This window comes from Mesorhizobium sp. BR1-1-6 (assembly GCF_020165355.1).
Classification (GTDB): Bacteria; Pseudomonadota; Alphaproteobacteria; order Rhizobiales; family Rhizobiaceae; genus Mesorhizobium.
In genome coordinates this window covers 1-21,911 of record NZ_JAIUHZ010000023.1, presented here as the reverse complement: position 1 = coordinate 21,911, position 21,911 = coordinate 1, and the positions used below count along the sequence as shown (strand labels likewise).

Below are 21,911 nucleotides of genomic sequence, written 5' to 3'. Positions count from 1 at the left end.
TCCCTGAATTACTCTGAATGCGCGTGCCGCCCGAACTCCTCAGGACGGCACTTTCCACTGGTCGAGCTGCCATGCCGGCAGGCCACGCAGATCCTTGGCATTCTTGTCGGTGAAGCCGCTTTCGTCCGGCACCTTGCCCGTGCCCTCATAGGCTTTCTGAAGCAGCGGCGCCGCCTTGCCGAAGGCGGCCTTGACCTGGTCCCAGCTCAGCGCCTCAGGAATCATCTTGCCGGCAACCATGAACTGGGAGATCTGGCTGATCGCCGCCGCATCGCCTTCGGTCGGCCAGATCCAGCCGCGCTGGAAAAGCACCTCGTCGCCGATGACCTTGGCGCCCAGCGCAGGATCGAGCCCCCAATATTTGACTACCGACTGCGAGATCTCCCGCGCGTCGATCTTCTGGAGATCGGCAAGCGCACGTTGCGCGGCCGTCAGGAAGGCCTGGCCGAGCGCGGCATCGTCGCCGACGATGCGGTCGCTGCAGATCCAGAAGGAACGGTGCAAATAGTAGCCGTCGGGGTAGAATTTCGACTTCTTGACGCCGGGCAGCATGTGGCCTTCGCCCTCGCCCGCGGGTCCGCTGTAGCCGGCCTCGGTATAGCCGAACGAATTCATGATCCCGGTGAGGCCGGTTTCGGCATTCGCCTTCAGGAAGGCCGGGTAGATCACCACCGACGCGTCCATGCCCTCCGGGAGGGACGCGGCAACGGCCTGGGTCGGCGTGTTGACGATGTTGATGCCGAAGGCGCGCGGGTCGGCGTCGCCCAGTTCCTGCAGCAGCATTTGCGAGAGCGCGTTGTAGGGGTCGCCGCCGACAAGCGCGCCGACGGTCTTGCCCTTGAGGTCGCCGATGTTCTTGATAGCGGAGCCCTTGCGGGTCGCCAGCACCATGCGCATGTGGCCCTCGCCGACGGTGAGGATGTTGATCGGCTGCGCCTGCGAAAGCAGCCGCACGATCGGCGTGTTGCCCCACATGCCGATGTCGAGATCGCCGGAGACGAAAGCTTCCACCATCGGCAGCGCGGAGGGATAGTCGCGCCAGTCGACCGTCAGGTCGTAGCCGAGTTCGGCGGCCGCCTTCTCCAGCAGCTTTTCGTTGATCATGCGTTGCGTCAGCGGCGAGTTGCCGGCCGCGTAAGGCTGGCGGCCGATGGAGACCTTGGCCGGCTTGCGGTCCTGCGCCCGCACGATCGATGGCATGGCCAGCGCGGCGGCCGCGGCGCCACTCAGGACTGCGCGTCGGTTGAATGCGGTTTCCATAAGTTTCCTCATGACTATCCTCTCCCTGTTGTCGTTTCAGTTCATCGTTGCGCGGTAAGCCTCTTCGCGGATCAGTTCCCAGATCGATTGGCTGAGCCTGGCGAAATCGCCGGAGCGCCGCGTCTCGTCGCCGCGCGGCCTGGGCAGGTCGATGTCGATGACCTGCTTCAGGCGGCCCGGATGGCTGCTTAGCACCGCGACCCGGTCGGCCAGGAACACCGCCTCGTCTATGGCGTGCGTGATGAAGACGACCGTCCGCCGCTCGGCAGCGGGGCGGTCCTGCCCCCAGATGCGCAGCAATTCGTCTTGCAGGATGACGCGGGTCTGGGCGTCCAGCGCCGCTAGCGGCTCGTCCATCAGCAGGATTTCCGGCTCGTTCGCCATCAGGCGCGCCAGTGCCACGCGCTGGCGCATTCCGCCCGATAGCTGGTGCGGGTACTTGTCCTCGGAGCCGGTCAGGCCGACCATTTCGACGGTGCGGTTGACGCGGTCGGCGCGCTGCGCGGGCGAAAGCCCTCGCCCGGCCGGCCCATAGATCAATCCGAACTCGACATTGCCGCGCACGGTGCGCCAGGGAAACAGGGCATAGTCCTGGAACATCACGCCGCGTTCGGCCCCCGGTCCTTCGATCGGCCTGCCGTTCAGGCTCATCGTACCCGACGTCGGCCTGTCGAGGCCGGCGAGCATGTTGAGAACGGTCGTCTTGCCGCATCCGGACGGGCCGACGATAGCCATGAACTCGCCGGCCTTGATGTCCAGCGACAGGCTGTCGACCGCCACCACGGACGCAGATTCCCCGAAGCATTTGCTGACGCCGTCGAGGCGGATCTTGGCATCGCTCATGGCTGGCTCCACGGCACGGCGAAGGCGAGTGCGGCACGCAGGATGCGGTCGAGCGCGAAGGCCACGATGCCGACCGCGATCATGCAGACCACCATGCCGTTGAGGTTGATCGAGTAGGCGTAGAAGACGAACATCATCTGGCCGATGCCGCCGCTGCTGCCGGACTTGGCGCCGACCGCGAGCTCGGCGGCAATGATCGCCGTCCAGGCGATGCCGAGGCCGATGCGCATGCCGACCAGAATGGATGGCAAGGCGGCCGGCAGCAGCACCACCCGCATCCGCGTCAGCGGCGCCAGCCCCATGGTCAGCGCGGCGCGCATCAGACTGGGCTCGATACGCTTCACGCCCGAGATGGTGTTGATCAGGATCGGGAAGAAGGCGGCATAGGCAACGATGGCGACAGCTGCCCCGGAGCCCGAGCCCAACCAGAGGATAACCAGGGGCAGGATGGCAAGTGCCGCTATCGGCCGGAAGGTCTCGACCAGCGGATCGAGATTGCGCTCGACGGCCGGCATGCTGCCCATGGCGATGCCAAGCGGGATCGCCAACAGGGCCGCCGCCGCGAAGCCGGCGAAGACCCGTCCGAGGCTGGTGGCGAGACCGGCCACGAGATCGCCGTCGCGCAGCATGGAAATGGCCGTTTCGGCCACCGTGCTGGGGCGTGGCGCCTGGGCGGAGCCGGACGCGAGAGCTTCCCAGACGACCAGCAGCAGCACGGGAACGATGAGGCGAAGCGCAAACCTGTTCATCGCGCCACCTCCGTCCGCGCCCACGGAGTCAAGACATCAGAGAGCCAGCGCAACCCCTTGTCCGTCAGGAAGCCGAGCAGGCCGATGGCGACGATGAAAGCCATCACCGTCGGCGTCGACAGCATGCTGCGGTAGTACTCGATGGCGTAGCCGAGGCCGTTCGGCGCTCCTACCAGTTCGGCAGCGACGACGGCGGTCCACGAGGCCGCCACCGCAAGCCGTGCCGAGACCAGGATCGCCGGCAGCGCCGCCGGAACGATGACGCGCCGCATGATCGCCCGCCCAGACAGGCCCATCGTGCTGGCCGCCGCGACGAGCCGCCTGTCGACGGCGGCGGCGCCCGCGGCGGTGCCGATCAGCAGCGGGAAGAAGGCGGTATAGAACATGATGAACAGCGGCAGCCGATGGCCGATGCCGAACATGTAGAGCGCAAGCGGTATCCATGCGATGCCGGCTATCGGCCGCAGGATCTCCACCGGCAGTTCGAGCAGATCGTTCCAGAGCCAGCTGCGGCCCATCAGCAGCCCGAGCGGCACCGCCACCGCCGCGGCAGCCGCGACGCTTACCAGCAGACGGGCCAGACTGATCCCTGCATTGCCGAGCAGTTCGCCGTTGAGGGCCGTATCGCGCAGCGCAAGCGCAACCGCGACCGGCGACGGCAAGAGCAGCTTCGAAGGCACGAAGAACGAGCCGACATACCAGGCAAGGACGAACAGGCCCATCGTGCGCAAATACACGAACAGGCTGGTCAGGCGCGCAAAGCGCATTGTCCTTTGGCCGGCATCGTTCGAGGAGATAGCCGTCACAACGAGCCCCGCACGCGGGTCGGAACTTCGAGCCCTTCCCCCAAAATCTCGCCGAAGGTGAGGGTGCCGCCGGCGACATCGAGGATGGTCGCCAGCAGCCGGTTCGCCGCTTCGGCGACGGTTTCGATCCCCTCCGAAACCGGGCTGGCGTCGAAATCGATCTGCTCAGGCAGCCGGCGAGCCGTCTCGCGCCGCGCCGTGATCTTGATCGTCGGCGCGAGCGCGCTCGCGGTGCTGTTGCCTGGCCCGGTTGTGAACAGCATGATCTGGGCACCGGCCGCGGCGAAGCCTGTCATCGATTCCGGCGAGAAGGACGGGCCGTCCATGAGGTAAAGGCCGCCGGCGGTGACCGGCTCGGCCATGCCGAGCACGCCGTCGATGCGGCAAGTTCCCGTCTTGGCCAGGGCACCGAGGGACTTCTCCTCGATCGTGCTCAACCCGCCGCGTATATTCTCCTCGCCCGGATTGTTGCCGGTCAGGCTGTGGCCGGAAGCGGCGGCGAAGCGTTCCTTGCGCTCCACGGCCTGCAGGATCTGTCGTGCCACCGTTGCATCGCGAGCGCGCGCCGCGAGTATATGTTCTGCCCCCAGCCACTCGACGGTCTCACCGACAATGACGGTGCCGCCATGCGAAACCAGAAGATCGACCGCGGCCCCCACGACCGGATTGCTGACCAGACCCGACGTCGCGTCGGAATGGCCGCATTCGATGCCGACCACCAGCTGCGCGCCGGGCAAGTTCTCGCGCCGGATCCGCGAAGCCTCGCGCAGCAACGCCGCGCCGCGCCTGATGCCCTCGCCCATGACCGACAGCATGTCCTCATGCTGCTCGGCGAAGGAAACGCTGGCGACCGGCTTGCCGCAAGCCGAAATGCGGGCCGCGACCATCTCGGTCGTCGCCGAATCCACTCCGACCACCAGAACGGCGGCGGCGTTCGGATTGCGGCCGAGACCGACAAGTTGATCAAGGTGCAGGCCGAGGTCCGGCTCGATGTGTCCCCTGCCCGCGCTCGTCGCGGCCAGAAGCGCGCCTTCGAGACCCGCCGCGATTCGCTCGCTGACACGCAGCGCCAAACCATTGATGCACAGGATCAGCACATAATTGCGGATTCCGGCGCGGCCATCGACCCGCCTGTAGCCACTGAATGGCGGCAGGCCGTCGATTTTGTCGGCACCGGAGGCAGGCAGTGGCATTGGCGTTTCCAAACCGTCGCGAGCGTGGCAATCTCTTCAAATCTCAATATTTGATCAAATGTCGCCTTGGCAAGGGCAAAATTGACTTCTTTCGACCGCCGTGCGAGCAATATTTGCTCAAATCAGGGTAGGCTTGAATGCATGGCGCGTATTCCCGACGTTCAGAAGCTTCTTCGTGACGACATCGTTTCCGGAGCCATTCCATTCGGGGCAAGGCTGAGGATCGACGATCTCGCCGGTCGTTATGGCGTAAGCCATATGCCGGTCCGCGAGGCCTTGCGCGCCTTGAGCGGCACGGGATTGGTCGTGCTGGAACCCAATCGCGGCGCCAGCGTCAGAACGGTCCACATGTCGTTTGTGATCGACCTGTTCGATATCCGCAGCGCCGTCGAAACGATGCTGGCGCGGCGTGCCAGCGAGCGGCGTACCGCCGAGCATCTGTGCGATCTGAAGGCCGCGCAGGACATGCTTGAGCAAAGAGTGGCCAGCGACGACTTCCTTGCCGTCCCACATGCCAACAACATCTTTCACGGCGTCATCAACGAGGCGGCCGGCAATCCGGGCGCGCTGTCGATGGTGGATCGCAACTGGCTGCTGGTGGCGGCGATCTGGCAACGCTACGGCTATGACGAGGGGCGCTTCCATGGCGTCATCGACGATCATCGCCACATCATCCGGGCCATAGAGCGCCAGGATGCCGGCTCGGCGGCGACCTTGATGGGCGCGCATATCGAAAAGGCCAAACACGACCTCCTGGCGCGCATCGCCGTCGATCCCAAACCCGATATCGGCCGGCAATGACGGCCGGGTTCGAGGTCGCGGCGTCGACGGGCGACACGCTGGGCGAATCGCCGACATGGCTGGCGCGGGGCGGAGAGCTGTTCTGGGTCGATCTGCGGCGTCCTTGCCTGCACAGGCTGCGGCCCGAGACAGGAGCGGTGACATCGTGGCCGATGCCTGAGGTCATCGGCTCGGTGGTTCCACGAGCATCGGGCGGTGTCGTCGTGGCCTTGCGGCAAGGTCTCCACGCATTTGATCCCGCCAGCGGCGCACTGAGCCTGCTGGCGCGCGTGGAGGATGGGCCGCCCGAGCATCGGCTGAACGACATGAAGTGCGATCCCGGAGGCGGCATAATCTGCGGCAGCATGTGGGACTATGGGCTGCATGCGTCCGGGGCGCTTTACCGGATCAACGCCGCCGGAAGTTCGAGCCGGATTCGCGACGGGATCGCCGTGCCCAATGCGATCGCCTTTGCCCCGGACGGCCGCACTGTCTACTTCACGGATACACGGCAAGGCGACATAGAGCGGGCGGATTTCGACCCGGCGAGCGGACTTGTGGGGCCGTGGTCTCTGTTCGCCGACCGGCACGCGGCGCCTGGAAAGCCCGACGGCGCCACCGTCGATGCGGACGGCTTCCTGTGGAATGCGCGCTACCAGGGCGGCTCGCTGGCGCGGTTCGCGCCCGATGGCCGGCTCGACAGGCTGGTCCCTCTGCCGGTCACTCAGCCGACCTCCTGCGCCTTCGGCGGTCCAGGCCTGAAGACACTGTACGTGACGACCGCAACGCAGAAGCTGACGGAGGATCAACTGGCCAACGAGCCCCTGGCGGGTTGCCTGCTTGCGCTCGACGTCGGCGTGGCGGGACTGCCGGAGCCGGCTTTTGCCGGTTAATCTCGGCTATTGCCAGCCGAGATGGCGGCCACCCGTCGCCTGCAGGTCCGCCCCGGTGATGAAGCTGCCGGCGTCGGAGCAAAGCAGCAACGCCGCTCCCGCCATCTCGCGCGCCTCGCCGGCCCGCTGCATCGGCGCGGACCCCTTCTGGATCTCCGCCCATTTGGCCGCGTCCTCGCGGCGCCAGCGATTGCGCTCGGTAACGACAAGCCCGGGCGACAGGTTGTTGATCGTCACCCCGTGTGGCGCATAATCCTTGGCAAGGTTGAATGACAGATTGTGCTGCGCGCTCTTCAGCGCGGCATAGACGGCGAGATCGGATTCGGGCCGCGTCTGGTTGATGCTGCCGATCGTCAGCACACGGCCCCAGCCATTGTCCTTCATGCCGGGCAAGGCGGCCTGCAGCAATTCGATCGTCGCCTTGAAGTTGATCTGGATCTGGTGCTCGATCTGCTCGGCGGGTAGATCGAGGAAAGGCGTGCGGTACTGGATCGAGGCGCAGACGACAAGCACGTCGACACCACCCAACGCCTCGATCGCCGCCTGGACACAGCGGGCAGCCTCTCCGGCCCGAGCGAAATCAGCATCGATGGCGACGCCGCGCCTGCCCTTCCCGCGAATTTCACGGACAGCTTCGGCGGCCGCATCCGGCTGCCCGAATGCCACGTCGGCGTCGCGAGCGAAATGGACGGCCACATCGGCGCCCGCCTCGGCAAAAACCCGCACGATCTCACGGCCGATGCTGACGCTGCCGCCGGTCACCAAGGCGCGCCGGCCAGCCATCGTGAAGCGCTCGGCAAGAGCCAGCGCATTCTGGATGTCGATCTCTTCCTTTTGCACCGTCAATAGTCCAGCCTTTCCAATTTGATCACACTTTTCTTTGGAGCGCTCTTCAAAACGCATTTTCAGGGAGAAATCCAGAACCAATTCTTCCATTTGATCAAATCAGGCAAGCTGAAAAGCAGCGTCCCTGGCGGCAGCGGCTAGACGAAGGCGTATAGCCCGTCACGCGCGCCCATCGGAATTGGACAAGATTCTAAGATTTTCGCGACAGACCGTCGCCCTCTATGGCGTTGACCAGTGTCTCGCTGCCTTGGCGCAGATGCTGCGTCAAAACGCTGACGGCCTTGCCGGCGTCGCGTCGCCGGCAAGCGGCCAAGAGGTCGCGATGCTCCGTCTGCGAGCGGGCGCGGTAGTCGAGGTTCGACAACAGGATACGGACGTAGCGGTCGGCCGCATTATGGTGCGCCTCGATCAGGCCGAGCAACCGGCGATTGCCGCAGGCGTCATAAAGCGCCAGATGAAAGGCCCGGTTCAGCACGCCCCACCTGCCGACATTGCGCTCGGCATCGATCTGATCGAGCACCTGTTCGGCCTCGTCCAGCTTGCCGCCGGGCAGGCCGGGAATGGAGAGCCGCAGTGCCTCGCACTCGAGCAGTTCGCGCACGGCATAGATCTCTCGGATCTCGTCGCCGTCCATTCTGGCGACGTGCGCACCCTTTGTCGGGTGGATGGACACGATGCCTTCGGCCTCGAGCTGACGAAGCGCGTCCCGGATCGGCATCCGGCTGAAGCCAAACTGCTCGGCCAGATCATCCTGGCGCAACGTCGTGCCGGCCTTCAGGGTCCCGCTGGCAATGGCCTCGCGCAAGACATTGGCGACCTGCTCGGCAACCGTTTGCGGCCTCTCGATCAAGCCTTCGCCAAATCCGCGCAATCCATGCTCCCATTTCACGTATCGTCAGCTTAGGGGAAAGCTTCATTCTCGGATATAGGTATCCATGTGTACGAGAAGAGTTGCAAGCCGGCGGCGATGCGCCTGCGAAGTTGCCGCGGCGAACCTTCGGAACGGGAATGGCCAAGACAGCCGAAATCGTCGAGCGGCTGCGTTATCTCGTTGCGATGGAACTGATCTTTGCGGCTACGGGGGTGGAATTGCGCGGTGTCGTCGACGGCATGGGCGACGGACCGCAGCGCACCTTCGCCGCCGTGCGCTCCCTTGTCAGCCCGCTTGACGATGACCGTGAAATGAGCACGGACATGACACGGATCGCACGGATGGTGGCGGGCCCACGCGACTGACGCGCCAAGGCGCTCGGCGAGCCCATGGCCCGCGGGCCTCCTCACGCAGAAAAGGACACGCCTCTGCGGCGCATGCCTGCCTGCACGCCGTGGACGATCAGCCGTGACAGGATTTCCATGTCGGGCGGCAATCGTGGACGCCAGATATCCAAAAGCAGGGCCACGCGAGGCTTGTCGGCGTTGTTTGTCACTTCATGAGGGAACGTGTCGTCCCACAACAGACACTCGCCGTCGGCGATCCGCCTCTCCTGATGATTGATCATCATGACCGTCGCCGGACGACCATCTGCCTGTCGAGGGATCACCAAGCCGAGATGGAACCTCATTATGCCCCTGAAAGGGCCGCGGTGGCTGGGAATGTGCTTGCCCGGAGCCAGGAAAGAGATCGCCGCCGACTTCACCTCAGGGCATTCTGCAAGCAGCCGGTCGAGGACCGGCATTCGCGCGAGGTTTTGCGGAACCGCGACATCGTAGGCCTTGAGCACGAACATACGCCAGTCGCGACCGTCATTGGCCGAGATGTCGGCCTGTTCAGGCATGATGTCGTGGAAGCGGGGCGCCTTGCCCACGGCAAGCGCTTCGTCGCGGATGGCCTGCCAGGCGGCCGTGAACTTGGTGGCGTTTGGAAATTCGCTGGCGGTATCGAGGATCGCCGGCGCGTCGATGCGCTTTTCGTAGATCCGCCGCACCAGACCGGATGCAAGATCGTAAACTTGAGACATTTCATGGCCTCGAGGACATCATGAAACGAATATCCGGCAATTAAGTTGCTGATCTTGCTAGGCGTATGCCTGTCAGCACGAATTCGTGACCGACGAACAGTCCCGCGATACCGCGCTTTGTTGCTGGCGTGCATCAGCGTTCAGGGGCGCGTTCGACCAGACGAAACCTGTAGCGATCCCGTATGAACTCATTGAAGAAGCGTCCCTTGGAAGAGGCGGCTTTGAAGGCAGCGTAGGTCTCGGGCTCCACGTCTTCGTAGTCATAGCGGTTTCCGCTCGGTACGAACCAGACCGAAAGCACCCTGGTGGCGGGATGGTACTGTGTGCTGCGGATGGCCGTAGAAGGCATTGGCGTTCTCCCGGATGGATAATCCGGGGCGCAAACGGAAGTTCCAACTGTGCCGCGCAGCCTTGGCTGGCAGGCCTTCCTATAGTGAGCAGCGCAGCCGGATCGTCCGTCCGCGCCAGAAGACGAAGGAGCCGGCCCGGTTCTGCCGAGCCGGCCCCAAGGGATCAGAACGCCGGCTCGACCGCGTTGACATTGTCCTTGGTGACGACCGTCAGCGGGATCGGCAAACGGTCCTTGACCTCCTTGCCGTCCATGATCTCCGCCATGGTGTTGATCGCCAGGCGGCCGTCCTCAACCGGCGACTGCACGATGGTGGAGTACATTTCGTTGGTGCGGATCGATTCGAACGCATCCTTCTGGCCGTTGATGCCGACGATCGGCGGTGCCGCCTTGGACGGATTGGCCTCCTTCCAGGCGTCGATGAAGCCGCGCGCCATGGTGTCGTCATTGGCGTAGACGCCGCTGATCTGGTCGCCGAAACGGGTGATCAGGTCGCGGCTGACCACCAGCGCCTTCTGCTGGTCGAAATCGGCATTGACCGTATCGAGCACCTTGATGTCGGCGCTGGTTTCCTTGAGACGATCGGTGAAGCCGCCGACGCGGCCGATCGTCGTGCCGTTGCCGGCCTGGCCGGCGATGATGACGACGGAACCCTTGCCGCCAAGCGCCTTGCTGAGCGAGTCGGCCGCAAGCTTGCCTTCCTCGTAAACGTCGGGCCCGGTGAACGACTTGATGAACGGCTTGGCATCGTCGCTCATCGGCGAGTTGATAAGGATCGCGGGAATGTTCGCCTGTTGTGCGCGGGCCAGGCCCGGTATGTAGGCCTGCGGGTCGAGCGGCCACAGGATGATGCCGTCAACCTTGCGCGCGACGCAGGTGTTGAGCTGCTCGGTGCCCTTCTGGACGTCGAAATCCTGGCTGAGGCTCAGGATCTCGATGCCGAGCTCGCCGGCGCGCGCCTGGAGCGCCTTGTTGGCCGGCGTCGCATAGGCATGCGAATCCGCGGCCGTGACGTAGCAGACCGTCTTTGCACTGGCCCAGCCCGTCGAGGCCAGTATTACCGCCATGGCGGTAATGTGGAGCATGCTTTTCTTGCCAACCATAGGTTTCCTCCCGATCATGTATTTCCTCCTTGAGTGATTGGATTGTCGCGAATGAGCGCGGGGCCTGTGCCCGGCGCCCTCCCCTTGGTAGTCACGGCCCGATCGAGCACGACGAGCAGGATCAGGATAAGCCCCGACACGACCTGCTGGACGTATGCGGGAACGGATTGGAACTCCATCGCGATGGTCAGCGAGCCGATCGTCAGCACGCCGCCAAGCGTGCCGAGCGCGGATCCCTTGCCGCCTTCGAGGCGGGTTCCGCCGACCACGACCGCGGCAATGACGGCGACCGTCAGTTCCGAGCCGAAGACGGGCGAACCGGTGTTGGTGACGAGGCTCTGGAGAACGCCTGCGAGACCGGCGAGCGTCCCGGCGAAGACGAAGCCCAGAAAAACGATGCGATCGGAAGCGATGCCGCTCTCCTTGGCTGCCGCCGGATTGGACCCCACCGCAAAGACATTTCGGCCCGGTATTGTACGCGTCAGCCAGACATGCAGCAGCACGATCAGAACGATGAACAGCGCACTGCGGATGGTGAAGACTTCGAGATGGATCTTGGCGAACGCCAGTGAAAGCATGATGTCGGTGCCGGTCACCGGCTGGCTGTTGGTGATCCAATGCGCGAGCGAGCGGAAGATCAGCATCGTCGCCAGCGTCAGCACCAGCGAGTTCACCTTCAGCCCGACGACCAGCGCGCCGTTGATGGCGCCTGCCAGCATGCCGACCAGGATACCGACAAGTGCGGCAGGCAGGATGCCGATCTCGCGCTGCAGGATGACCGACATGATTCCCGCCAGCGCGAACACCGCGCCGCCGGAGAGGTCGATCTGGCCGGCGACCAGAAGCACCGTAAGTCCAATGGCGATCAGGCCGATCGTCGCCGCCCGGTCGAGGCCGAGTCCGAGGGTCGATGCGGAGAAATAACCCGGAACCGCCAGGGCGGAAATGATCAGCGTCAGGCCGAGGATGATCATCACCCTGTGCCGCGAGGCAAGCGCCAGGAACCTCATCACGCCACCCCCCTCTTGCGCAATGCCGCGTCCATGCCGACGGCGCCGACGATCAGGATGCCGAGGACAAAACCCTGGATCGGCGTGCGCACGCCGTCGAGCACCATGACGTTGGTCAGAAGCTGCACGAAGATCAGGCCCGCGATCGCCCTCGGCACCGAGCCGAAACCGCCGATGATCGACACGCCGCCGACCACGACCGCGGTGATGGCGCTGAACTCGTAGCCGGCGCCGATCAGCGGCCGCGCGCTTTGCAAGGTCAGGCCCAGCAGGCCGCCGCTGACGCCCGAAGCCAACGCCGTGATCACGAACGCACCGGCCTTCACCGCCTCCACCGGCACCGCGCTCGCCTCGGCGGCGCTGTAATTGCCGCCCGTGGCGAGCGTCCACCTGCCCCAGAAGGAGCGCGAGAGGACGATATGGCCTATGAGGGCGATCAGCAGGAAAATCAGCACCACGACCGGGACGCCGAAGAGCCGGCCCTTGGCGAATTCGGCCGAAGCGGGATTGTTGCCATAGACGATGACGCCGCCGACGGCCGCCTGCACGATGCCCAGCCCGATGGTGCCGATGCCGAGCGTGGCGATGATGGGATTGATACCGACATAGCCGACCAGCACGCCGTTGAGCAGGCCGATAAGGCCCGCAAGCGCCACCGCCAGGACGAAGGCAGGAACCGGCCCGATCATTGGCTGCAGCCCGAGCGAGAGGATGGCCCCGCAGGCGATGGTGGCCGGCACCGACAGGTCCGCCAAGCCGCCTGCCACAAGCACGAAAGTCATGCCGACGACGACGATGCCGACAATGGACATCGAGGTCAGGACGTTGAGCAGATTGCCTGTGGTGAAGAAGGCGGGGCTGACGAATGAGCCGTAGAGCACCACTGCAAGGATAGCGAAGCCAAGCCCCGCCTTGGACAGGACATCGGCAAGCCTGCTGCCGCGCGTGAAGCGGTCATTGCGGTTCGCCCCGCTGGTCTCCATGGCCGCATCAGTCATGCAGCCTCCCCCGTCGCCAGCGCCATGATGCGCTCCTCGCTCAGTTCGGCGCGGGCGAGCGCCTCCGATGCGCGGCCGTCGCGCATCACAACGACGCGATCGCAGACGCCGAGGATTTCGGGCAGTTCCGACGAGATCATCACCACCGCCATGCCGTCGGCGACAAGCCGGCCGATGATGCTGTGGATCTCGGCCTTGGCGCCGACGTCGACGCCGCGCGTCGGCTCGTCGAGAATGAGCACGGAGGGCTTGGCCGCGAGCCATTTGGCGATGACCGCCTTCTGCTGGTTGCCTCCCGACAACAGGTTGATGCGCCGCTCCCCGTCGGGCGGCGAAATGGAAAACTGCTTCACATAGGTCGTCGCCAGCGAACGGTCGGCGCTGCGCCTGATACGGCCGAAGCTGGTCAGACGCCGCAATATCGACAGGCTGATGTTCTCGCGGACCGACATGCCCGGAATGATGCCGTCGCCCTTGCGGTCCTCGGGGACGTAGGCGATCCCGGCTCGCACCGCCTCGGAAGGAGAGTTGATGGCGACCTTGCGCCCGTAGACGCTGACCGTTCCCTCCACCAGCCGCGACAGGCCGAAGATGGCGCGTGCTACCTCGGTGCGACCCGCCCCGACCAGTCCGGTCAAGCCCAGTATCTCCCCAGCGCGCACATCGAAGCTGACATCACTGAAATGCGCCCCGTCGCCGATGCGTTCGACACGCAGCACGGACTTGCCGATCGCGGCCGGGCTTTTCGGGAACACGTTGGCGACCTCGCGGCCAACCATCAGCCTGATCATCTCGGCCGCGGTTATGCCGTCGATCGGACGGGTCTCGATCATTGAGCCGTCGCGCAGCACGGTCACCTCGTCGGCGATCTCGAGAACCTCCCTCAGCCTATGGCTGATGTAGACGATGGCGATGCCGTCATCGCGCATCTTGCGAAGGATCCGGAACAGCGCCGCGGTTTCGTGCTCGCTCAGGCTCGATGTCGGCTCGTCCAGCACGATGATCCTGGGCTGCGCCGCATAGGCCTTGGCGATCTCGACCAGTTGCTGCTGGCTGATCGACAGGTCGCCGAGCCGCGCGCGCGGGTTGATGGCCGCGCCCAGCTCGTCGAGGACGGCGGCGGCCTTCCTGACCATTTCGCCCTTGTGCAGCCAGCTCCATTTGCCGGGCATGCGGCCGAGATAGACGTTCTCCGCGACGGTCAGGTCGGGAACAAGATTGATCTCCTGGTGCACCATGCGGATGCCGAGCGCCTGGGCGTCGGCGGGACGCCGCATGCGCACTTCGGCGCCGCCGACGAGGATCGTGCCGGCGGTCGGAGCGTAGGATCCGTTGAGCACCTTCATCAGCGTCGACTTGCCGGCGCCATTCTCGCCAACGACCGCATGGACGGTGCCGAACCGGACGGCGAAATTGACGTTCGACAGGGCCTTCACGCCGGGAAAAGTCTTGGAGATGCCTCTCATGTCCAGGGCACAATCGGCGGCGGCACTCATCTAGGCTTGGTCCTCCCTGGTAGCACGCGGCTGGCAGCGTTATGTTAGTATAATGCATTTCCAGGCACGGTTCGGCCCACCTCGAGCCGGCCCGAAGGCCCCTTTCAGCGCATCCGCACCAGGCACTTCACCATAGGCTGAAAATCACGCAACGGGCGGCACTATTGCACTAATATAATAGTTCTGGCAAGCTGGATCTGACCGCTCCCGTCACTGGCGTCGGATCGCAACGAACCCCGCGTCGCAAGCAGGTGCATTCCGTTTGACATTCGAATAATTTTGCCATTTCAGGTGGACGAACGATGGGATTTTCCATGGATCTAGATCCTTCGACCCTCAATCGAGCCCTCCCGCTGCGCGACCAGATCTACAACAAGATCCGCAACATGATCGTCGTCGGACGGCTGAAACCGGGTGAGGTCATCAATGAGATCGCAATTGCCGAAGCGCTGGGCGTCTCGCGCACGCCCGTGCGCGAAGCGGTCAAACGCATCAGCGACGAAGGGCTCGTCAAGATCCTGGCGCAGACCGGCACCTACGTTGCTCCCATCAGCCGGGCCGACCTCGAGGAAGCCTATGTCATCCGGCGTGCATTGGAGATGGAGAGCGCCAGGCGCGCCGCCGCCAAGCTGACGCCGGCTGCCTGTGAATTGCTGGAAGACAACATGGCCGCGCATAAGCTCGCCATTGCGCGCGGCAGGTACGCCACAGCGATTCAGCTCGACGACGTCTTTCACCGCACCATTGCTGAAATATGCGGCTTGCCGATGATTTGGCGCGCCGTCGACATCTCAAAGGCGCAGATGGATCGCGGCCGCTATCTCGCCATTCCGAAGCCCGGCTATGGCGAGCAGACGATCGAGCAGCACGAGGCCATTCTGGACGCGCTGAAGCGTCACGACGCCGAGGGCGCCGCACAGGCAATGGAGCATCACCTCGAGACGTCATTTCGCAACACGCTCGAAGTCGCCGCCGAGCTTCTCGACTGACGACCTCGACTGAGCGCTGAGACGGGCGGCGCAGGTTTGAGGTCCCGAACCTGGCATCCGACCGGCTTGCCGATGCCTGGTGAGCCGTGTTCGCAGCTTGACCGTTGACAATCTATTATATTAGTATTCCGATCCATTCGGCGGCATTGTGCCGACGGGGGCTTTTTCAGAGTTTGTAATGGCGCGGTTCATCCAGCTTTCGCATGCCGACAACATCCTTCTGGCGATCGATCCGTTGATGATCGGCGACAAGGCAGGCGACATGCCCGCGAAGGCGCGCATACCGCGCGGCCACAAGATGGCGATCCGCGACATCGCTTCGGACGAGCCGGTCGTGAAATATGGGCAGACCATCGGATTCGCCCGCGGACCGATCGCCGCCGGCGATTGGGTTCACGAGCACAATGTATATCTGCGCAATTTCGAACGCGACTATCTGTTCGGCACCAACGCCAGGCAAACGCCTGTCGTCCCTGAAGCCGAGCGCGCGAGCTTCATGGGTTACCGCAGGCCGAGCGGCAAGGTCGGGACGCGCAACTTCATCGCTGTCCTGACCTCGGTAAATTGTTCGGCCAGCGTCGCCCGCTTCATCGTAGAAGAGGTCAACCGCTGCGGCATCCTGCGCGACTATCCCAATGTCGACGGCGTGATCTCGCTCGTCCATGGCACTGGCTGCGGCATTGACACCAAAGGCCCCGCTTACGACCTCTTGAAGCGCACGCAGTGGGGTTTTGCCACGAACCCCAATGTCGGCGGCGTGCTGATGGTTGGGCTCGGCTGCGAGGCGTTCCAGATTCCGCGCTGGATGCAGTCCTACAATATCGAGGAGAGCACGACCTTCCGCACGATGACGATCCAGGAGACTGGCGGCACACGCAAGACGGTCGAGGCAGGGGTCAAGGCGATCGTCGATATGCTGCCCATGGTCAACGCCGCGCAAAGGACGCCACAACCGGCCTCCGAACTGGTGCTCGCGCTGCAATGCGGCGGGTCGGACGGCTATTCCGGCATCAGCGCCAATCCGGCGCTTGGCGCCGCCGTGGACCTGCTTGTCGCGCAAGGCGGCACGGCGGTGCTGTCCGAGACGCCGGAGATCTACGGCGCCGAACATCTGCTCACCATGCGTGCGGAAAACCGCGCGGTCGGCGAGAAGCTGATCGAGCGTATCCGCTGGTGGGAGGACTACACAGCCAAGCACGACATGGAGATGAACAACAACCCGTCTCCCGGCAACAAGCTCGGCGGGTTGACGACGATCCTGGAGAAGTCGCTCGGCGCGTCCGCCAAGGGCGGGACGACCAATCTGCGCGCGGTGCTGGAATATGCCGAACCGATCAACGAACGCGGCCTCGTCTTCATGGACACGCCCGGCTACGATCCGGTTTCGGCAACCGGCCAGGTCGCCGGCGGCGCGAACATATTGTGCTTCACCACCGGGCGCGGTTCGGCCTTCGGCTGCAAGCCGACGCCCTCGATCAAGCTTGCCTCCAATTCCTTCATTTTCGAGCAGATGCGCGAGGACATGGACATCAATTGCGGGGACATCCTCGACGGCGTCACGCTGGACGACAAAGGCCAGGAGATCTTCGCAGAGATCCTGCGCGTGGCATCGGGCGCGCGTACCAAATCGGAATCGCTGGGCTACGGCGACAATGAGTTCGTGCCCTGGAACCTCGGCGCTACCATGTAGCGACATCGCCCGCCCGCAACGGGCAACCTCAATTCACTCAACCAGAAAGAACGCTCGGCATGAACAGGATCGATCTTGACGGCCAACACGCCGTGGTCACCGGAGGCGCGCAAGGCCTCGGCTTCGCGATGGCCAAACGTTTCGTCGCCTCCGGCGCGACGGTCACCTTATGGGACGTCGACGAGGCGCGCCTCGAAGCGGCCAAGCGCGACCTTGGCAAGGCCGCCACGACCCTGGTCGTCGACATTGCGGATTGGGAGACGGTGGACGCCGCGCGGGCAAAAACCGAGGAGAGCGCCGGCAAAATCTCCATCCTGGTCAATTCTGCCGGCATTGCCGGTCCCGCCGCCCCGCTCGACAGCTACGACATAGAGACGTGGAAGAAGATCATCGACATCAACGTCAACGGCACCTTCTACGTCAACCGCGCCGTAGTGCCCGGGATGAAGGCGCGCAATTACGGGCGGATCGTCAACATCGCTTCCGTCGCTGGCAAAGAAGGCAATCCCAACGCCGCCGCCTATTCCGCTTCGAAGGCGGCGGTCATCGGCATGACCAAGTCGCTCGGCAAGGAACTCGCGCAGTATGACATTGCGGTCAACTGCATCTCGCCGGCCACCGCGCAGACCCGAATCCTCGAACAGCTCACGCCCGAGCACATCGAATACATGCGCTCGCGCATTCCACGCGGCCGTCTGCTGGAGGTCGACGAGGCCGCCGCCATGGTCGCCTGGCTCGTCTCAAAGGAAAACAGCTTCACCACCGCCTCGACCTTCGACCTGTCGGGCGGGCGCACGACCTATTAGTCGAATACCGGCGCGCCGCGAAGCGTCTGCGCCGCGGCGCGCCGGTACACCGGCACTTGCTGCCTCACGGAGATGCGGCCGCGTCGCCTGCGAAGACTCGAGCTGCCTGGATCTGGGGGCGCACCATCAGGTAGAACGCGACGACGTGCGTGATCATCAGCAGTGGGACATAGATTACGGGGATCGCGTATGCAGCGCCCAACTGCCCCGCCAGCTCAGGAAGACCGGCTTGGCTGCCGTGATAGTAGTCGACGGCGATATCGATCGTCCCCACGAGATTGAACGCGACGACGAACAACCAGAACAGCGGACGTATCCTCGTCGTCAAAAGCGCCAGCATGGCCAACACTCCGGTTGCGAAGTCGCCATAGGCGGCGAAGGTGGCGAAATCAGCCGGCAAATCGCGCCCGACGACGCCTGGAACGATGAAGACAAGCCCGAAGAAGCGGAAGCTGTGCAGCGTGGCGATGGCACGTTGCGCCTCGACCAGGTTGACGGATCTGAGCCGGGGCAAGACATACACGCCGACGCAGAGCAGCCAAGGCACGTAGCCTAGAGCGAGATGTAACAGGAAAATGGTTGCAGGCGACATATGGCCTCCCAAGAGATGTAAGGCGCAATTTACGCCCGCTTCCAGCGGTCGACTATTCGCGATAATGTTGACGGGGCATGAAGCAGAACTTCACAATCCGGAAAGGTGCGCTCGACGGCGTGGAGGCGTTCCTCGGCGTCGCGCAACACCGCAGCTTCCGAAAAGCGGCCGCGGAGCTCGGCGTCACGCCATCGGCGATCAGCCAGGCGGTGCGCGCGCTCGAGGTGCGCGTCGGTGCGGCGCTCTTCATGCGCACGACGCGCAGCGTCGGCCTGACCGAAGCCGGCGAACGGTTCCTTTCGCGCGCAAAGCCCGCTTTCGAGGAACTGGTCGCCGCAAGCGAAGTCGCACGTGAACTTGGGCAGCGGCCGACCGGGCTGTTGCGCCTCTCTGTGCCGCGCGCCGTGGTGCCGATCCTGCTGGAGCCGCTGGTGGCATCCTTTTGCCAGGCCTATCACGAAGTAGAGGTGGAGATCGCCGCAAGCGGTGAGCTGGTCGACCTGGCGGCCGAGGGGTTCGACGCCGGCATCCGGCTCGGCCAGTTCATCGCCGCCGACATGGTCGCGGTTCGGCTGACGCCGCCGTTCCCGCTCGTGGTCGTCGGCAGCCCTGGCTATCTGCGCCGGCAGAAACGGCCGGAGCGCCTCGACGATCTGCGCGGCCATGCCTGCCTGCGCATGCGCCGCTCCAACGGATCGATCGCGCCTTGGCCCTTCATCGACGGCAACAAGACCGTCGAGGCAATCGTCTCCGGGCCGCTGGTCGCGCATGATTACCCGACACTGCTTGGCGCGGCGATCCAAGGTGTCGGACTTGCACAGGTGCCAGGCCCTCTCACCGAAGCCCCGATTGCCGATGGCCGGTTGCAAGCGTTGCTCACGCCCTTCGCCGTCACGACGCCGGGCGTTTTTCTGTATTATCCCGACAGACGCCAGGTCTTGCCCAAGCTGCGCGCGTTCATAGAGCATGTGAAATATCGGGGGACGGACGCCGAAGGCGCGCGAACTCCCTGAGGCCACCGCCCTCGGTGACGTGCTTGCCTGCTCGTGCCGCGCTAATTGGCGAGAAGGGCCGCGATCACCGCGGCGGTAACCTCGGCGGTGCTCGCGGTGCCACCGAGATCGGGGCTGAGATATTCCGCCCGGTCCGTGACAAGCTCGATCGCAACCATGAGGCGCCGCGCGGCGGCCTGCTCGCCGAGATGCTCAAGCATCAGGCTCGCCGTCCAGAACGATCCGAGCGGATTGGCGACGCCCTTGCCGGCAATGTCGAAGGCCGAACCGTGGATGGGTTCGAACATGGACGGCCGGCTGCGCGAGGGATCGATGTTCGACGTCGAGCCGATGCCGAGTGATCCACCCAGCGCGGCGGCCAGGTCGGAGAGGATGTCGGCATGCAGGTTGGTCGCCAAAACCGTGTCGATGCTGCCGGGCTTATTGACCATGCGCTGGGTCATGGCGTCCACCAGCATCCAGTCGACGCTGAGACCGGGATAGTCGCGAAGCACGCCGCGCACGACTTCGTCCCACAGAACCATGCCGTGACGCTGCGCATTCGACTTGGTGACAACTGTCAGAAGCTTGCGGGGGCGCGACAGCGCAAGCTCGCAGGCGAAACGTGCGATGCGTTCTATCCCGGCGCGGGTAAAGACGGCGACATCCATGCCGACCTCGATAGGCAGTCCGCGATGGGCGCGACCACCGACGCCGGCATATTCGCCTTCGCTGTTTTCGCGCACGATCACCCAGTCAATCTGCTTGCCGAGATCGGGCCGCAACGGGCCGGTCAGCCCTGGCAAGAGGCGCGTCGGCCGCACGTTGGCGTATTGGTCGAACCCCTGGCAGATGGCCAGGCGCAGCCCCCAGAGGGTGACGTCGTCGGGAAGGTTCGGATCGCCGACCGAGCCGAAATAGATCGCATCGAAACCCTCCAATTGCCCGAGGCCGTCCTGCGGCATCATGCGGCCGTTGCGGCGGTAATAATCGGAACCCCAGTCGAAGCGCTTGAAGTCGAAGGCCAGACCCGGCTCGACAGCGGTCAGGGCTTCCAGCACCTTCACGCCGGCTTCGACGACCTCCGGCCCGATACCGTCACCGCCGATGACGGCGATCCTATGCGAGGACATTTTCAGTTTCCTTCTCGATGGCAGCGACGATGGCGCCGCGGTTGTGGCCAAGTCATTGCAGCAGCATGCGGGTGGATTCGATCATCGCATAGGGATTGACGATGCCCTTGCCGGCGATAACCGCTGATGATGCCCGGCGGTTCTTCAGCCTAGCCGAGCGGCATGCCACTTCAGGTGATCGTCCATGAAGGTCGAGATGAAGTTGTAGGAATGATCGTAGCCTTCCTGCATGCGCAAGGTGAGGTCGATGCCGGCCTTCTTGCAGGCTTCATCGAGCAGCCACGGACGGAGGCCTTCGTCAAGGAACCCATCGGCCGTGCCCTGGTCAACCAGGAACTCGCCAAAACGGCGGCCGTCCTCGATGAGCAGCGTGGCGTCATAGGCGCGCCAGTCCCTGTCGTCGGCGCCGAGATATTTCTCGAGCGCAGGCCGCGACCAGCCAGCAGTCGTCGGCTGAACGATCGGCGCGAAGGCCGAGCAACTCCTGAAGCGGTCGGGGTTCTTCAGCGCGATCGTCAACGCGCCGTGTCCGCCCATCGAATGCCCCGATATGCCCTGGCGCGCCATGTCGGCAGGAAAGTTCGCGCCGATCAATCCCGGCAGCTCGTCGAGGACGTAGGAATACATACGGTAGTTCCTGGCGTAAGGCTGCTGCGTCGCATCGACATAGAAACCGGCGCCGCAGCCGAACTGCCAATTATCCTTCTCGTCCGGCACATCGGCACCGCGCGGGCTGGTGTCGGGGCAGACCACGATGAGACCAAGCTCGGCCGCCAGGCGCCGGTACTCGCCCTTGTCCATGACATTGGCATGAGTGCAGGTGAGACCCGAAAGATACCACAGCACCGGCACCGGCCCATCCTTAGCCTGCGGCGGCACGAAGACGGCAAAGGTCATGTCGCAGGCGCAGACCTCTGAAGCGTGCGAATAAACACCCTGGACGCCGCCATGCGACTTGGACGTGGAAACGACTTTCATCAACTCTGCCTTTTCGTCATGACCTTTCCGTCCGACATAGCTGCCGGCCGCCGCACCCGCAACCTTCAGCCCTGCAAACAGCACCGGCGGCGTAACCGAGGTGCACCTTGGTCACGCCGCCGGTCGACGCCGGACTTTGGGAACACGCCGACCTGGCCGGGAGGCTGGAGGTAGCGAAAAGTCCGGGCATTTCTGTGGCCCGCCTTCTCAAGCCGACAGGGCTCCTGTCGGTCCAAGCGGGGATGTCCTCGGGCCCGCGGCGTGTGGCCGCCCTCAATAAACCACGACACTCCTGATCGACTTGCCCTCATGCATGAGGTCGAACCCCTTGTTGATGTCCTCGAGCTTGAGCGTGTGGGTGATCATCGGGTCGATCTCGATCTTGCCGTCCATGTACCAGTCGACGATCCTGGGCACGTCGGTGCGGCCGCGCGCGCCGCCGAAGGC

23 protein-coding genes and 1 pseudogene are annotated in these 21,911 nt (G+C 64.3%); 7 read left to right on the top strand and 17 right to left on the bottom strand.

The annotated features are described in order from the left end of the window. Positions 1-39: 39 nt before the first annotated feature. Genes LB545_RS27310 through LB545_RS27290 form a run of 5 tightly spaced genes read right to left on the bottom strand, consistent with a single transcriptional unit; the run spans position 40 to position 4,851 of the window. Positions 40-1,272: an ABC transporter substrate-binding protein gene (locus LB545_RS27310; RefSeq protein WP_140564386.1), complete on the bottom strand. Its 1,233-nt coding sequence runs from the start codon at positions 1,270-1,272 to the stop codon at positions 40-42. Positions 1,273-1,296: 24 nt separating this feature from the next. Beyond that, positions 1,297-2,103: an ABC transporter ATP-binding protein gene (locus LB545_RS27305; RefSeq protein ID WP_140497569.1), complete on the bottom strand. Its 807-nt coding sequence runs from the start codon at positions 2,101-2,103 to the stop codon at positions 1,297-1,299. Continuing rightward, positions 2,100-2,852 (bottom strand): ABC transporter permease, encoded by a 753-nt coding sequence (locus tag LB545_RS27300; RefSeq protein WP_140583911.1) that lies wholly within the window; start codon positions 2,850-2,852, stop codon positions 2,100-2,102. The genes LB545_RS27305 and LB545_RS27300 overlap by 4 nt, the downstream gene beginning before the upstream one ends. Beyond that, positions 2,849-3,619, bottom strand: a complete 771-nt coding sequence (locus LB545_RS27295; protein ID WP_140663305.1) for an ABC transporter permease — start codon at positions 3,617-3,619, stop codon at positions 2,849-2,851. The genes LB545_RS27300 and LB545_RS27295 overlap by 4 nt, the downstream gene beginning before the upstream one ends. A gap of 35 nt (positions 3,620-3,654) precedes the next feature. After that, the gene (locus tag LB545_RS27290) at positions 3,655-4,851 is read right to left on the bottom strand and encodes a UxaA family hydrolase (RefSeq protein ID WP_140497563.1); all 1,197 of its coding nucleotides are present in this window, start codon (positions 4,849-4,851) and stop codon (positions 3,655-3,657) included. A gap of 141 nt (positions 4,852-4,992) precedes the next feature. Between LB545_RS27290 and LB545_RS27285 the strand changes: the two genes are divergently transcribed. Continuing rightward, positions 4,993-5,652: a GntR family transcriptional regulator gene (locus LB545_RS27285; RefSeq protein ID WP_140623746.1), complete on the top strand. Its 660-nt coding sequence runs from the start codon at positions 4,993-4,995 to the stop codon at positions 5,650-5,652. Further along, positions 5,649-6,524 carry an SMP-30/gluconolactonase/LRE family protein gene (locus tag LB545_RS27280; RefSeq protein WP_140623748.1) on the top strand — a complete coding sequence of 292 codons (876 nt, stop codon included), beginning with the start codon at positions 5,649-5,651 and terminating at the stop codon, positions 6,522-6,524. Before LB545_RS27285 ends, LB545_RS27280 begins: the two co-directional genes overlap by 4 nt. Positions 6,525-6,530: 6 nt before the next feature. Here the strand turns inward: LB545_RS27280 and LB545_RS27275 are convergent, their stop codons facing one another. Together LB545_RS27275 and LB545_RS27270 are read right to left on the bottom strand one after the other, a co-directional pair. Then, positions 6,531-7,364, bottom strand: coding sequence for an SDR family NAD(P)-dependent oxidoreductase (locus LB545_RS27275; RefSeq protein WP_224519090.1), 834 nt, complete (start codon positions 7,362-7,364; stop codon positions 6,531-6,533). Positions 7,365-7,560: 196 nt separating this feature from the next. Then, positions 7,561-8,241: a GntR family transcriptional regulator gene (locus tag LB545_RS27270; RefSeq protein ID WP_224680229.1), complete on the bottom strand. Its 681-nt coding sequence runs from the start codon at positions 8,239-8,241 to the stop codon at positions 7,561-7,563. A 137-nt stretch (positions 8,242-8,378) separates the two neighbouring features. Between LB545_RS27270 and LB545_RS27265 the strand changes: the two genes are divergently transcribed. Beyond that, entirely contained in the window at positions 8,379-8,606 is a 228-nt protein-coding gene (locus LB545_RS27265) for a hypothetical protein (protein ID WP_224680230.1), read from the top strand. A gap of 41 nt (positions 8,607-8,647) precedes the next feature. On the opposite strand, the gene LB545_RS27260 is transcribed toward LB545_RS27265, so the two are convergent. The 6 genes from LB545_RS27260 to LB545_RS27235 all read right to left on the bottom strand — a co-directional run bounded on the left by LB545_RS27260 (position 8,648) and on the right by LB545_RS27235 (position 14,284). After that, a complete protein-coding gene (locus LB545_RS27260) occupies positions 8,648-9,328 on the bottom strand; it encodes an aspartyl/asparaginyl beta-hydroxylase domain-containing protein (protein ID WP_224706109.1) in 681 nt (226 codons plus the stop codon). A gap of 133 nt (positions 9,329-9,461) precedes the next feature. Then, the gene (locus LB545_RS27255; protein WP_140525095.1) at positions 9,462-9,677 is read right to left on the bottom strand and encodes a KTSC domain-containing protein; all 216 of its coding nucleotides are present in this window, start codon (positions 9,675-9,677) and stop codon (positions 9,462-9,464) included. Positions 9,678-9,841: 164 nt separating this feature from the next. Beyond that, a complete protein-coding gene (locus tag LB545_RS27250; protein ID WP_140514469.1) occupies positions 9,842-10,780 on the bottom strand; it encodes a sugar ABC transporter substrate-binding protein in 939 nt (312 codons plus the stop codon). Between the two features lie 14 nt (positions 10,781-10,794). Then, on the bottom strand, positions 10,795-11,790 hold the full coding sequence (locus tag LB545_RS27245; protein WP_140686640.1) for an ABC transporter permease: 996 nt from the start codon (positions 11,788-11,790) through the stop codon (positions 10,795-10,797). Then, complete coding sequence (locus LB545_RS27240) at positions 11,790-12,788, bottom strand: ABC transporter permease (RefSeq protein ID WP_224681912.1); 999 nt, start codon at positions 12,786-12,788, stop codon at positions 11,790-11,792. The genes LB545_RS27245 and LB545_RS27240 overlap by 1 nt, the downstream gene beginning before the upstream one ends. After that, positions 12,785-14,284, bottom strand: coding sequence for a sugar ABC transporter ATP-binding protein (locus LB545_RS27235; RefSeq protein ID WP_140555628.1), 1,500 nt, complete (start codon positions 14,282-14,284; stop codon positions 12,785-12,787). Before LB545_RS27235 ends, LB545_RS27240 begins: the two co-directional genes overlap by 4 nt. Before the next feature lie 314 nt (positions 14,285-14,598). On the opposite strand from LB545_RS27235, the gene LB545_RS27230 reads away from it, so the two are divergent. The 3 genes from LB545_RS27230 (at position 14,599) to LB545_RS27220 (ending at position 17,769) form a co-directional block, all read left to right on the top strand. Beyond that, complete coding sequence (locus LB545_RS27230) at positions 14,599-15,273, top strand: GntR family transcriptional regulator (protein ID WP_140497544.1); 675 nt, start codon at positions 14,599-14,601, stop codon at positions 15,271-15,273. Positions 15,274-15,451: 178 nt separating this feature from the next. Further along, positions 15,452-16,963: a UxaA family hydrolase gene (locus LB545_RS27225; RefSeq protein WP_140497541.1), complete on the top strand. Its 1,512-nt coding sequence runs from the start codon at positions 15,452-15,454 to the stop codon at positions 16,961-16,963. Positions 16,964-17,022: 59 nt separating this feature from the next. Beyond that, on the top strand, positions 17,023-17,769 hold the full coding sequence (locus LB545_RS27220) for an SDR family NAD(P)-dependent oxidoreductase (RefSeq protein ID WP_140497539.1): 747 nt from the start codon (positions 17,023-17,025) through the stop codon (positions 17,767-17,769). Between the two features lie 64 nt (positions 17,770-17,833). On the opposite strand, the gene LB545_RS27215 is transcribed toward LB545_RS27220, so the two are convergent. Beyond that, positions 17,834-18,361, bottom strand: a complete 528-nt coding sequence (locus LB545_RS27215) for a hypothetical protein (RefSeq protein WP_224706108.1) — start codon at positions 18,359-18,361, stop codon at positions 17,834-17,836. Positions 18,362-18,438: 77 nt separating this feature from the next. On the opposite strand from LB545_RS27215, the gene LB545_RS27210 reads away from it, so the two are divergent. After that, positions 18,439-19,374, top strand: a complete 936-nt coding sequence (locus tag LB545_RS27210; RefSeq protein ID WP_140514460.1) for a LysR family transcriptional regulator — start codon at positions 18,439-18,441, stop codon at positions 19,372-19,374. Positions 19,375-19,415: 41 nt separating this feature from the next. Here the strand turns inward: LB545_RS27210 and LB545_RS27205 are convergent, their stop codons facing one another. The 3 genes and pseudogenes from LB545_RS27205 to LB545_RS27195 form a co-directional block, all read right to left on the bottom strand. Then, positions 19,416-20,486, bottom strand: a complete 1,071-nt coding sequence (locus tag LB545_RS27205) for a tartrate dehydrogenase (RefSeq protein WP_140514458.1) — start codon at positions 20,484-20,486, stop codon at positions 19,416-19,418. A gap of 144 nt (positions 20,487-20,630) precedes the next feature. Then, positions 20,631-21,464, bottom strand: a complete 834-nt coding sequence (gene fghA / locus LB545_RS27200; RefSeq protein ID WP_140555636.1) for an S-formylglutathione hydrolase — start codon at positions 21,462-21,464, stop codon at positions 20,631-20,633. Between the two features lie 273 nt (positions 21,465-21,737). Continuing rightward, positions 21,738-21,911, bottom strand: a pseudogene (locus LB545_RS27195) (S-(hydroxymethyl)glutathione dehydrogenase); the annotation flags it as partial.